Here is a 12,946-nt window from a genome sequence, read left to right as displayed (position 1 = left end):
GCTTATCTTACTCCCAGAAACGGTGCTTGAGATTCATGATGTCGCGATACGGGATAACGCCGAGAATCCTGTCGCTCCCGTCTAAGACCGGAATGGCGCGGAACTCGTACCTTTCGAACATCTCCGAAGCTTCCTTGAGCGTGCTTTCGGGCCTCAGGCTTACTACGTTATCGATCATAACATCTTTCAGCAGCGCTTTATCATCCGCCTGCAGGAGTTCTTTGACATCGAGAAGCCCGAGCAACTGGTTGCGCTCGTTGACGATATAGATATACATCACCACATCTTTGCCTTTAGCCACGATATGGTACTCTTCTTGCGCCTGCTCAACCGTTTTATCGGGCGGATACCACACAAAATCGGGCGTCGCAAAGTTGAGAATATGCTCTTCTTGCCGCTCGAGAATCGCCTTGATCTTTATCGCTTCATCCTTGTCGAGCAAATTCAGAATGGCGGTTGCGCCGGCGGATGATAACACCGCCAGAACGTCCGCGGCCTGACCGACAGTCATCTCACCAACGAGCTCAGCTGCTTTGTCCGTACCAAGTGACGAGATCAGCGCCCGCTGTACGTTGGGGTCGATCTCTTCGAGAGCGTCTGATGCCTGCTCGGTATTGAGTTGATTAAAGATCGCGATTCGCTGGTCGTGATCGAGCTCTTCAATGATATCCGCCAAATCGACGGGCGGCATATCGGATAGCTTTTCTTGTAGAACTTTAAGCTGCAGGTTGCCCCTGAAACTGTCGATCTCGGTCGGCAGCGGCTCGATATATGCCCAGGATACCGTCTCCCCCTTAGCCTTTACTGAAAGGTTATAGATGAAATCCGACAACCATTTTAAGTGCATACGCCTTAACAGACCGTGCCGGCTAAAATCCACCTTGGTCACATAAAGATTACCGTTTCGCATAACCAGTTTTATATCGTATGCGACATCGATTTCACGCCCTTCGATATCGAGTACTTTCTTATCGAGAATATGGTCTTTGAGCAGTACCGATCCTTCCGGTGGCTCCGCCTCATATTGCTTCTTATCTTCGATATCAACGACAATTTCTCTCGGGTTGATCGACTTAACTTTATCCCACGGAATCAACAACGCCGGGTCGCCGAACGGCCGGCTAACATAGAGATGCGTTACTACCGGTATCTTGCCGGTCTCCTTTATAACAATATCTTTGAGCTTTCCGACTTTCTTTCCGTTAAGCAGCACCTTGGCTCCGAGCAGCTCTGTCAGGAAATATGCCCTGCCTGAGCGAACTCTCTCTACTGCGGGGTTGGTTGCCATGTGAATCACCTCACTTTACCCAGCTAGGGTTATAAACTTGTATATCAGTATGATTACGAGAAAAATCAGATAGAATCTGAGCATCAGCAGCGCAAAGCTTACAGCCGGTGTCATCTTAATGCTGCTGTGCGCATACTTCTGGTTTATCTCGATAATTTTGCGAAATCTCTTGCGAAAGAAATTCCGTATTCTTTTATTAAATAATTCTCTTATGCTTCTCACCATAAGCCAGCACTCCCATATATTCTTGAACGGTCTATTGGAACAAGTTCGGGAACAGAGCGCTCAAGCTGTAAAGTGTAGAGAGGATAATTATCCCGACTACAATCGTGATAGTTATTATATTCTGAGAAAGCGTGTTCTTATACTTGCCCATTGTCTCCTCGTTATTAAGGAGCAAGATCAGAAATACCAGCGCTGCCGGTAATAGCGTTACGGCGATTACCTGAACAAATAGCGTAATAAGCACCAGCGGTGCGTTCGGTATGAGCACTACTACACCGGCGCTGATGAGCGTCAAGAAATACGTCGCGTAAAACCACGGCGCCTCTCTAATCTTGCGATTCAGTGAATGCGCCCAGCCGAATACCTCACCGAACGCCCATGAACTTGCTAGTGATATACAAATAGCGCCGAGGAACCCGGCATCAAGCAGACCTATTGCGAGAAATGTGCCCACATACTTATTGAAGCCCATAAGCACTGTTGCTGCCTGAGCCGCGCTCTGTATTGGTGTACCGTAAAGAAGTGTTCCGGTAACGATAACTATAAAGATCGCCACGATAACCGTGAACGTCGACCCGATCAAGGTATCTGCTTTCCCTAAAGAGATATCTTTTTCCTGTAAACCTTTATCGACAACCGCACTCTGCTGGAAGAAGATCATCCACGGGGCGATAGTCGTCCCGATATTCGCCATCAGGAAAAAGAATATCTGATTATTAAACCCTCCCGGAAAATGCGGGATGAACGCCTGGTGCACCACCGCCGAAACCGAAGGATGAACAAGGAATGCGGCCGGTATATAGATAAGGTTTAAGCCCGCGAATACCAGTGCGATCTTCTCCCAGGTCCAGTACCTTCCCTGCAGTACCATGAGCACCATGATAATCGATGTCACAATTATGGTCAGCGCAGGCGGCACATGGAAGATGCTCAGAGCCGCCGTCATGCCGATAAATTCAGTGATAAGGGTCAACCAATTGACAAGCAGCAGATCGATGAGCGAGAACCATCCCCAGAACGGGCCAAAGGCGCCAAAAATTGCTTCGGCATGCCCGCTTTTGGTCACAGCGCCAAGCCGCACCGTCATTTCTTGAACATAATATGCTACTGGCAGGAGCAATACGAGAAACCAGATTAGACCATAGCCGAATTGTGCTCCGGTTGCCGAATACGTCGTGATGCCGCCCGCATCGTTATCAGCTAACATTACGATGAGACCGGGGCCGGAAATTATCAGGTAAAGTCTGACGGCTTTAAATATCCTGCGGTAGTTATAGAAGAATCTTGCCCAGAAGTTCATAATCATGCCTCCCGTCGTGCCGGACACGCGGGGGTACGATAAGCGTTTTATGCAGCGGTTCGAATCTCTTCGGGGCCGCTATTAGCATAGCCATAGTAACCACTCCTATCCAGATATTTTGTGCATATTAGTACCGTTGTTGCGCAGAGTCGTCTTGACAGTTCACACATACTGCCAGGCTCGCTGTCCATAAATAAGCAGCCCCCTTTCTTACGTAGAAATTTGAACAATAAAAAAGCAGCCCGAAGGGCTGCCAAATACCAAATATTGCGGAAACTTGCAATGCAAGCCGCAATCAATTATTCAGCCCCTCGTTGAGTTTTGGCACTGGATGACGTAGATCGTGCATAGCGCGATCAGCTACATTATGCAAAGCCTTAATTCGACCTTGCCTGTTCTACCCATTGGCGTCTCTAGACGTTTCCGGGCAGCAGCCTATGTTCATCCAGGAGCCTCACCTAACAAGCTCCTTTGCGGATACTATGTACCCAAAGTTTGATTATATTCTCGCCAACAAATATAGTCAATAACGCTGCACTTTAGACGCCGAGCGGATAATAATTGAAGTGCGCGATAGCGTCAGCGTGACATACACGCTAACCGGACAGCAGCTACTTGCTTGATTGAACCGCTCTAAGGGCGGCAACGTGCTCGCCTTCGCCAACACGTGTAATGTTTGCCCCGAGACCCCGCAGTTTCTCCTCAAAATTCTGGTAACCGCGATCTATATGGTAGACATCGAGAACTTCGGTAACGCCTTCAGCTACCAGACCGGCAACGACCAGCGCCGCGCCGCCCCGTAAATCGGGCGACTTTACCGGTGCTCCCGTGATTTTGGGAACACCTTTGATGATTGCATGGCGACCTTCGATACGCACGTCGCTGCCCATCCGATTGAGCTCGTTAACAAACATAAAGCGGTTTTCAAAGATATTCTCGGTAATGATACTAATACCGTCCGCCAGGGCTAGGAGCGCCATAACCTGGGTTTGCATATCGGTCGGAAAGCCGGGGTACGGCAGTGTCGCGATATCGACCGGGCTTATACCCTTGCAACCGTGCACCCTGATTTTATTGTCGTACTGGCTGATGGCAACACCTGCGTCCTGAAGTTTGCTGATAACCAGGTCTAAGTGCTCGGGGATAGTGTCCTCGACTAAAATATCGCCGCCCGTGACAGCACCCGCCACAAGGAACGTACCGGCTTCAATACGATCGGGCATAACGCGATATTCAACCCCATAGAGCTTATCAACGCCTTCAATACGCAACGTCGGCGTACCTGCCCCCTCGATTCTAGCACCCATCTTAATCAGGAACCGCACCAGATCAACAATCTCCGGTTCACGCGCTACGTTATCAATAATCGTTACGCCTTCTGCCAGGGTTGCCGCCATCAGCAGGTTCTCAGTAGCACCGACACTCGGATAGTCGAGGGCGATTTTACTGCCCACCAGCTTTTCAGAGAATGCTTCGATGAAGCCGTGACCGACCTCAAACCGGGCCCCAAGCGCCTCAAGACCCCTGATATGCATGTCGATCTTACGTGAGCCGATATTGCAGCCGCCGGGCATCGCCACGCGCGCCCGGCCGAGCCTGGCGAGAAGCGGTCCCAATACGATAATTGAAGCCCGCATCTGGCTGACTAAATCGTACGGTGCTTCGGTGTAAATCGAACAGCCCGGCTCGATTTCAATCGCATTGACGCCGACGCAATCAACACAGCAGCCGAGACGCTCAAGCACCGCCGCCATTATCTTCATATCCGTGATCGCCGGTACGTTAGCCAGCGTTGTCTTGCCTTCTGTTAGAAGTGCGGCAGCCATAAGTTTCAGCGCGGAATTCTTAGCGCCTCCAACCCGGACCTTGCCGTTTAGTCTATTTCCACCTGTGATGACGAATTTGCTGCTCATATCTACCCCTACATTCCCGGCATTGCTCCAGAAAAAACCAAGGCAAGCTTTTACAAACCTGCCCTGATAAAAAAGCATAATTGACTTTTAAACGGTGGTCAATGCGGCAAGCAAGTTAGTGCACTCTCTTGCACACATTTTTAACCGTTTATCCAGCAATTATCGTTATTTAATTTTTTTACCGGCGAGCCCGCTCGGCAATCTCTAGCCTTAAGAGCGCTTTCCGAAGGCTTATCTCGGCTTCCGCTAATGTTTCTTCGCTCAACTTAGCGTCAGAAAGCTCCCGCTCCCGCTCTTCTTTTTTCTGCCGTGCCCGCTCAACGTCAATCTGCGACCAGAGTTCAGCTACGTCCGCCAGTACGGTTGCCTTGTTGTTGTTAAACTCCAGGTAGCCGCCCATGACGGTAATATACTCTTGATCGTTACCGTTTTTGACCCTGAGCTCGCCAATCTGAAGAGGCGTGACAATAGGGATATGGTTCGCCATGATACCGAGTTCTCCCTCGGCACCTCGGGCGACAATTATATCCGCCTCTCCACTAAAGACGATTCGCTCCGGGCTCACCACTTCGCATGTAAGCTTGTGATCAGCCATTAATAAATCCTCCACCTAAGAAGCCATGCTGGCCATAATCCGCTCGGCCTGAGCGACAGCCTCATCGATACCGCCAACATAACGAAAAGCTTGCTCCGGCAGACTATCATGCTTGCCTTCAACAATCTCTTTGAAGCCGCGAACCGTCTCAGCGATCGGTACGTATTTACCGGCCATGCCGGTAAACTGCTCGGCAACGTTAAACGGCTGGCTCAAGAACTGCTGAATCTTACGTGCTCTCATGACGGTTAGCTTATCTTCCTCGGAGAGCTCATCCATACCAAGAATGGCAATGATATCCTGGAGCTCTTTGTTCCTCTGGAGAATCTGCTGCACCTGGGTTGCCACGTGGTAGTGCTCTTCACCGACAACTTCCGGCGCGAGAATACGCGACGTAGAATCGAGCGGATCAACCGCCGGATAAATACCCATCGACGAGATATCACGAGACAGAACGGTCGTGGCATCAAGGTGCGTAAACGCTGTAGCCGGTGCCGGGTCGGTCAAGTCGTCGGCAGGAACGTAAATCGCCTGTACTGACGTAACTGAACCGGTACGGGTTGATGTAATCCTCTCCTGGAGGTCACCCATCTCGGTACCGAGCGTCGGCTGATAACCTACAGCTGACGGCATACGGCCGAGAAGCGCCGACACCTCTGAACCCGCTTGTGTAAAGCGGAAGATGTTGTCGATAAAGAGAAGAACGTCTCTTCCCTGATCGCGGAAGTACTCCGCAATTGTAAGGCCGGCAAGACCTACACGAAGACGTGCCCCCGGTGGCTCATTCATCTGCCCAAACACAAGTGATGTCTTATTAATGACGCCTGATTCCGTCATCTCAAGCCACAGGTCGTTACCCTCACGGGTACGCTCGCCAACACCGGTAAATACCGAGTATCCACCGTGCTGTGTCGCGATATTGTGGATGAGCTCTTGGATCAGAACCGTCTTACCTACGCCGGCACCGCCGAACAGACCGATCTTTCCACCCTTTACATACGGTGCGAGAAGATCGATGACCTTAATACCGGTCTCAAAAAGTTCAGCTGTTGGCATAAGCTGATCGAACGCCGGCGGCTTACGGTGAATCGGATAACGCTCTGCGGCATCGACCGGTGCATCGGTATCGATAGGCTCACCAAGAACGTTAATGATTCGACCGAGGGTCGCTTCACCTACCGGGACGGTAATTGCGGAGCCTGTATCGACAACCTCCATGCCTCGTACGAGGCCATCGGTTGAAGACATAGCGACCGCCCTAACTTTACTCCCCTCTAAATGCTGCTGCACCTCTGCCACAACCTTTACCATGCCTCGCGGTGTATCGGCTGTGATGGTGAGCGCGTTATAGATAGGTGGAAGTTCGTTAGGATCAAACTCGGCGTCTAGAACGACACCGATAATTTCAACTATTCTCCCTACGCCCATTACTTTTGTTTCACCTCTATTCCATTGCGATGAATAGATTGGTTATACGCCAAACGTATCCAAACAATGTTCACTTTGTATACCAGTTTATCTATAAGTTATTCTTATAGATAAACATTGATTATGCTTCCTGCAGAGCGTTGGCTCCGCCGACGATCTCCGCGATTTCCTGCGTGATCTGTGCCTGACGCGCCCGGTTATACCACCGGGTAAGATTTGTGATCATATCCTCGGCATTGTCTGTAGCCGATTTCATCGCGGTACGTTGTGCCGCGAACATGCTTGCAACCGACTCCATCAAGGCACGCAAAACAACCGTATCCACATACCGTGGGAGTAAATCATAGAGCACGCTTACAGCGTCCGGTTCAAACTCATACTTCGCAACTCCGGCGCCTGCATCATTATCACTCGTAATCTGCTCCTGTTTGATAGGTAGCAGCTGGTGAATAGTAGGCTTTTGCTCCATGAGCGATTTGAACTGGTTGAATACCAGGTACACTTTGTCTACCTTGCCCTCTTGATATAGTTCAACCACCCTGTCGGCAATGATCTTTGCTTCCGCAAACGTCGGGTTATCCGAGAAATCGGTATGTGCCTCCATGATTTCATAGCCCGCGAACCTTAATGCGTTAACGCCTTTACGCCCTACGCCAATAAACGAAACATTCCTGCCCTCCGCAGCCTCTTTCTTGTAGACGCCAATCGACTGTCGCAAGATGTTCATGTTGAACGACCCGCACAAACCCCGGTTCGATGTAATCGAGACGATGATGACGTTCTCGGTTTTTTCGTGAACATCAAGAAGCGGATGGCTTCCCGGCCCGACGTTTTGTGCAACGTTGTTAAGTACATCGACCATTTTTATTGCGTACGGGCGTGCCGCTTCGATGCGTGCCTGGGCCCTCTTGATCTTTGCAGTCGCAACCATCTCCATAGTTTTGGTGATCTGGCGTGTCTTCTCAACGCTTTTTATTTGATTTAAGACTGTTCTCGCTTTAGCCATTTATTATCACCCTGACTTACAGAGATCTGATGAACATCTTTTTGAATTCGCTAACGGCATCACTAAGTTTCTTTTCGGTATTCTCAGAGAGCACTTTCTCACTGGCGATAGCCTGCGGAATCTCAGCGTATTTGCTGTGAATAAACTCAACAAGACCGGCTTCGAATTCCTGAATCTTTGCCACATCGACGTCATCCAAGAATCCGCGAACACCGGTAAAGATCTGGATAACCTGATCCTCAACCACCATCGGCACATACTGATTTTGCTTCAGAAGCTCGATCATGCGCTGACCGCGTGCGAGCTGTGCCTGTGTCGCTTTATCCAAATCGGATGCAAACTGCGCAAACGCTTCGAGCGACCTAAACTGCGCGAGGTCCATTCTTAGGCCCCCGGCGACTTGCTTCATAGCTTTAATCTGTGCGTAACCACCGACTCGGGATACTGAAATACCGATGTTAACAGCCGGACGTACGCCCGAGTAGAAGAGATCGTTCTCGAGGAAGATCTGGCCATCGGTAATCGAAATAACATTGGTCGGAATGTACGCCGAAACGTCACCCGCAAGGGTCTCGATAATAGGCAGCGCGGTAAGTGAACCGCCGCCAAGCTCATCGTTGAGCTTGCATGCCCGCTCTAACAACCTTGAGTGGAGATAGAAAACGTCACCCGGATAAGCCTCACGGCCTGGCGGACGACGAAGGAGCAGCGACATCTGGCGATATGCCTGTGCCTGCTTGCTCAAGTCATCATAGATAACCAGGGTGTGCTTCCCGTTATACAGATAATGTTCGGCCATGGCACAACCGGCGTACGGCGCGATGTACTGCATCGGTGCCGGGTCGGATGCCGGGGATGCGACAACTATCGTGTATTTCATTGCATCATGGCGCTCAAGGGTCTCAACGACCTGAGCGACGGTCGATGCCTTACCGCCGATTGCTACATAAACGCAGATAACACCAGTATCTTTCTGGTTGATAATCGCGTCGAGCGCAATCGCGGTTTTTCCAGTTCTACGGTCACCAATGATAAGCTCGCGCTGACCGCGGCCTATCGGAATCATTGAATCTACGGCTTTCAAACCGGTCTGCAAAGGCTCCTTAACAGGTTGCCTTTGTACAACACCCGGCGCCAACCATTCGATCGGGCGGTAACCTTCGTTAGCGATAGGTCCTTTCCCGTCGATCGGCTGACCTAGTGAATTAACGACACGGCCAAGAAGTGCTTCACCGACCGGTACCTCGGCAATACGCCCGGTACGTTTGACGATGTCACCTTCCTGAATCTTGAGGTAGTCTCCCATGATAACGACACCCACGTTATCCTCTTCGAGGTTAAGCGCGAGTCCCATAATCCCACCGGGAAACTCCAACATTTCGTTTGCCATGACGCCGCGTACACCGTGGACAATAGCGATTCCATCTCTGGCTTCGAGAACCGTTCCGATTTCTTCAACCTCAATTTGAGGTTCGTATTTTTCGATTTCTTGCCTCAGTATTGAGGCAATTTCCCTAGACTTGATTCTCATTAAGCTTCTCCTTACCGCGCTTGAGTTAATCGTTCGCGTAAGTTGTTTAGACGTGACTTCACGCTAGCGTCAATAACTTGTCCATCAGCGTAGACCAGCATTCCACCAAAGATGCTTGGGTCTACAACCGTTTCGACGAGCACTTCTTTTTTGGTGGCATCCGTAAGTTGTTTCTGCAATCTGCGCTTGATTTTGTCGTTCAAAGGCACAGCAGTTATAACTTTCGCGACCACGCATTTGTTTTGCTCGTCAACTAACCGCTCAAACTCATTGCGGATTTCATACAGCAGGTTTTCCCTGCCATTGTCAAAAATAAGCCAGAAGAAGTTGCGAGTTATCACGGATACTTCTTGAAGGAATACTTTGTTAAAGACGCTTTTTTTCGCTTCGCTGTCGATCTTAATCGACTGGAAAAACCCTTCAAATTCAGGATCCGTTAGGTTATCGCCAACGAAATTTACCTCTTTAACTACTTTGTCGAGGTTCTTTTTCCCGACGGCTGCTTCAAACAGCCCTCTCGCATATTCCCTCGCTATTTGCTCGCCTCTCATTATAAGCGACCCACTTCACTGAGGTATTTCTCGATGAGCTGCTCGTGTGCGCTTTGATCAAGCTCGCGCTCAATAACTTTAGCCGCTAAATCTACGCTTAGATTCGCAACTTCAGCCCTGAGGTCTTTGCGTGCTTGCTCAACATCGCGATTGATCTGCTCCTCGGCTTTAGCGACGATTCGCTTTCCTTCTTCTTCTGCTTTTTGGACAATTTCAGCTCTGAGTTTATCACCGAGATCTTTGCCTTCTGCGATAAACTGCTGAGCCTCTTTCCTGGCTTCCGCCAACTTCTCCTCGTATTCACGCAGTAAACGTTCTGCCTCAAGTCTTGCGTGTTCCGCTTGTTCGATCGATTCGCGAATCTTACGCTCGCGACTCTCAAGAATCTGAACGAGGGGTGCGAACCCGAATTTACCAAGCAGCACCACAAGAATGAGAAACGTTAGTACCGTCCAGAATATGAGGTTAGTCTGCAATGCTAACACTCTTACCCCACCTGTTCTTGAAAAGATCCGCCATTACTGAGTGAACCCTACTTTGCGAACAGCAGGATGGCAATAACGAAGCTATACAGTGCGATAGCTTCAGCAAAAGCAACGCCGATAAACATCGTCGTCCTCAGAGTACCAGTTGACTCAGGTTGGCGAGCCATACCCTCAAGAGCTTTTCCAACGAGGATACCAACACCGATTCCTGGGCCGATAGCACCTAAGCCCATCGCCAAACCGGACCCTAGATGTGCGAGATTCATTAAAATTCCTCCTCTCCCAATCCTTATATTACTATATATGCATTAGTGCTCGGGATGCACCGAAGCGCCGATATAAACCGAAGCTAAAATTGCAAAAATATACGCCTGGATAAACGCTACAAATATTTCGAAAGCATACATGATAACCGCGATAACGACGGAAACCGGGGCAAGCCATACGCCAAAAAGGATGATCAGTGCCAAAAGCGATGCAATGACGATGTGGCCGGCCAAGAGGTTGGCAAAAAGTCGAACTGCCAGTGAGAATGGTTTTGCTAACAAGCTTATGAATTCGATCGGATAGAGAATTATATAGATCCATTTCGGCAGCCCGCCTGGCGCCAGATTCACCCAGTATTTGACTGGTCCCTGTTTCTTCATGCCAGCCATGAGCACACTTAAGAAAACCATGATTGCAAGCGATGCGGTAAAGTTGATGTTTGATCCCGGAGAGAATCCGGCTGGAATGAGGCCGAGCAGATTGTTAAACAAGATAAAGAAGAATAAACCGCCGATAAATGGTAGCCATGTCCTTCCCGCATCACCTAAGTTATCATCAACGACGTCCAACTTAATGAATTGGAATATCGCTTCCATTGCATTCTTTAAGCCCTTCGCAACAAGCCCTCTTCCCCTACCCGCGTACGCAATCAGAGTAAATGACAGAATTGCCGCAAGCCACATGATTACTACAGCTTTATTAATGGTAATATCAAATGGAAGCGGGATTTGCTTTAAAACGTGATTTACCGGCGCGAGGTTAATGCCAAAGAAATTTTGAGCGTGTGGGCTTGAGAGATCAAATTCCCTCAATATTTCTTCCATTGGGTTAACAGCTTCGGCAGCCAATCTCATTACCCCTTTCTTTATCTACCAACCGGGCCTTTCAGCCAGTTCTTCATACTAATTAGAAGTATTGCCGTAAAACCAAACGCTATGGTAAGCAACAGAATAAACAAATTAAGCTCTGAAAATCTGTAGAACAGGTAGCTCACCACCAGGAGCGCTATAAGGCGCACTCCAAAACTTCCTGCAATCAAGGCGACTGCTTTTGCTCCAGACAGCCTCTTCGATTTCTTATCAACAAAGACCTCGCTCGCAAGAAACACGCTTAGAATACCGAGCCCAACTAGAGTACTCTCCAAGCCGATCAGCCCTTTGTAAAACCATGCTGCGACCAGTATTCCTATCCAGAACGGAAGCCCATATATCAAAATTTCAATGACGTTAAACGAAGATTTATTTCGGGGCATTTGTTGCTGCCTACCGTGAGGAGCCACGGCGTTTCTGCTCCTCTCGTTGCTCTTCCTCAACCACAAAATGGTACATATTGAAGAACCCCGCTACCGCCCCTAATATAACGCCAATTGCAATAATCCAAATAGGCTCATGGCCGGTAATAAGGCTAACCAGCCAGCTTACCGCCCATCCAAGCAGCGTTCCTACGACAACAGCGCCGAACAGTTCAGTTCCAAGGGACATATATCGCATTGAACCTGCCAGTGATTCGCGCGAGGCATCATTGTGCCTTTTCTCGCCTGTTATACTTGTTTGTTGCGACGACCGTTCTTCTTGCGGCCTACTTTCAGACGGATCTAGTTTTTTGTCATCCCACATCGGCCAGCGGTCTTCATCATCAGGTTGTAACATTTAATACGAACACGCCCCTTGCATGGTACTATAAATTATAAATTGTTGCAATAGCTTGGTTGCCAACTTGCACGCGCTGATATAAGAAATATCAGCTCAGCACTATAGCAGGGTTTCTGGTTGTTCTCCGCGATAGAACGCAAGCTTTGTTACCTGTACGCCTGCTTCTTGTAACAAATCTTGCGAGAGCAAATCCGGATAACCTTCTACGTATAATATTTCCAAAATTCCCGCGTTGATTAACATCTTAGCACACAAACTGCAGGGTTGATGCGTACAGTAAATCGATCCTCCCCGTACCGCTACGCCGTATAAAGCCGCCTGGATAATCGCGTTTTGCTCGGCGTGAAGCCCTCGACACAGCTCGTGCCGCTCTCCTGAGGCAATGCCCCGCTCTTGTCGAAGGCATCCGACATCGTAACAGTGCCGGATGCCTGAAGGGGCACCGTTATAGCCTGTGGTAAGAATCCGCTTATCTCGAACAACAACCGCACCGATTTTCCGACGTATGCACGTCGAACGCTCAGAAACCTGTCTGGCGATATTCATGAAGTACTCGTCCCACGACGGGCGCATATCGTCGTTGTGCCGCAACCCCCGGGTATCTTGTTCGCTGCCGCTTTGCTCTGTATCCATGTGGCTACCTCACCGGTTTCGTTCGCCGCTTACTGGTGCTTATAGTTATATCCAAGCTACATATAATAATAT

The 12,946-nt window shown here is 49.4% G+C and carries 15 protein-coding genes and 1 riboswitch; all 15 genes read right to left on the bottom strand.

All coding sequences use genetic code 11. From position 1 onward, the window contains the following. Window positions 1–7 precede the first annotated feature (7 nt). Window positions 8–1,288, bottom strand: coding sequence for a CBS domain-containing protein (locus VGK02_11610; protein HEY3375688.1), 1,281 nt, complete (start codon window positions 1,286–1,288; stop codon window positions 8–10). A gap of 256 nt (window positions 1,289–1,544) precedes the next feature. Beyond that, entirely contained in the window at window positions 1,545–2,813 is a 1,269-nt protein-coding gene (locus tag VGK02_11605; protein ID HEY3375687.1) for a divalent metal cation transporter, read from the bottom strand. Further along, window positions 2,785–2,907, bottom strand: coding sequence for a hypothetical protein (locus VGK02_11600; GenBank protein HEY3375686.1), 123 nt, complete (start codon window positions 2,905–2,907; stop codon window positions 2,785–2,787). The genes VGK02_11605 and VGK02_11600 overlap by 29 nt, the downstream gene beginning before the upstream one ends. Window positions 2,908–3,113: 206 nt before the next feature. Next, window positions 3,114–3,286, bottom strand: a riboswitch (M-box (ykoK) riboswitch). Between the two features lie 138 nt (window positions 3,287–3,424). Then, window positions 3,425–4,726: a UDP-N-acetylglucosamine 1-carboxyvinyltransferase gene (gene murA, locus VGK02_11595; GenBank protein HEY3375685.1), complete on the bottom strand. Its 1,302-nt coding sequence runs from the start codon at window positions 4,724–4,726 to the stop codon at window positions 3,425–3,427. 178 nt (window positions 4,727–4,904) lie between these two features. Further along, the gene (locus tag VGK02_11590; GenBank protein ID HEY3375684.1) at window positions 4,905–5,321 is read right to left on the bottom strand and encodes a F0F1 ATP synthase subunit epsilon; all 417 of its coding nucleotides are present in this window, start codon (window positions 5,319–5,321) and stop codon (window positions 4,905–4,907) included. A gap of 15 nt (window positions 5,322–5,336) precedes the next feature. Beyond that, the gene (gene atpD / locus VGK02_11585; GenBank protein HEY3375683.1) at window positions 5,337–6,749 is read right to left on the bottom strand and encodes a F0F1 ATP synthase subunit beta; all 1,413 of its coding nucleotides are present in this window, start codon (window positions 6,747–6,749) and stop codon (window positions 5,337–5,339) included. 121 nt (window positions 6,750–6,870) lie between these two features. Then, a complete protein-coding gene (atpG, locus tag VGK02_11580; GenBank protein HEY3375682.1) occupies window positions 6,871–7,755 on the bottom strand; it encodes an ATP synthase F1 subunit gamma in 885 nt (294 codons plus the stop codon). Between the two features lie 16 nt (window positions 7,756–7,771). After that, the gene (atpA, locus tag VGK02_11575) at window positions 7,772–9,286 is read right to left on the bottom strand and encodes a F0F1 ATP synthase subunit alpha (protein ID HEY3375681.1); all 1,515 of its coding nucleotides are present in this window, start codon (window positions 9,284–9,286) and stop codon (window positions 7,772–7,774) included. 11 nt (window positions 9,287–9,297) lie between these two features. Then, window positions 9,298–9,837, bottom strand: coding sequence for an ATP synthase F1 subunit delta (gene atpH, locus VGK02_11570; GenBank protein HEY3375680.1), 540 nt, complete (start codon window positions 9,835–9,837; stop codon window positions 9,298–9,300). Then, on the bottom strand, window positions 9,837–10,322 hold the full coding sequence (gene atpF, locus VGK02_11565) for a F0F1 ATP synthase subunit B (GenBank protein HEY3375679.1): 486 nt from the start codon (window positions 10,320–10,322) through the stop codon (window positions 9,837–9,839). The genes atpH and atpF overlap by 1 nt, the downstream gene beginning before the upstream one ends. Window positions 10,323–10,369: 47 nt before the next feature. Next, the gene (gene atpE / locus VGK02_11560) at window positions 10,370–10,588 is read right to left on the bottom strand and encodes a F0F1 ATP synthase subunit C (GenBank protein ID HEY3375678.1); all 219 of its coding nucleotides are present in this window, start codon (window positions 10,586–10,588) and stop codon (window positions 10,370–10,372) included. Window positions 10,589–10,630: 42 nt separating this feature from the next. After that, window positions 10,631–11,437, bottom strand: a complete 807-nt coding sequence (atpB, locus tag VGK02_11555; GenBank protein ID HEY3375677.1) for a F0F1 ATP synthase subunit A — start codon at window positions 11,435–11,437, stop codon at window positions 10,631–10,633. 17 nt (window positions 11,438–11,454) lie between these two features. After that, window positions 11,455–11,841: a hypothetical protein gene (locus tag VGK02_11550; protein ID HEY3375676.1), complete on the bottom strand. Its 387-nt coding sequence runs from the start codon at window positions 11,839–11,841 to the stop codon at window positions 11,455–11,457. A 10-nt stretch (window positions 11,842–11,851) separates the two neighbouring features. Further along, entirely contained in the window at window positions 11,852–12,238 is a 387-nt protein-coding gene (locus tag VGK02_11545) for an AtpZ/AtpI family protein (protein HEY3375675.1), read from the bottom strand. A gap of 102 nt (window positions 12,239–12,340) precedes the next feature. Then, window positions 12,341–12,874 carry a cytidine/deoxycytidylate deaminase family protein gene (locus VGK02_11540; GenBank protein HEY3375674.1) on the bottom strand — a complete coding sequence of 178 codons (534 nt, stop codon included), beginning with the start codon at window positions 12,872–12,874 and terminating at the stop codon, window positions 12,341–12,343. Window positions 12,875–12,946: the final 72 nt, after the last annotated feature.

The organism is Candidatus Aquicultor sp., assembly GCA_036504445.1.
In the GTDB taxonomy this organism is placed as follows: domain Bacteria; phylum Actinomycetota; class Aquicultoria; order Aquicultorales; family Aquicultoraceae; genus DASXVE01.
This window is presented reverse-complemented; position numbering and strand designations above follow the sequence as displayed.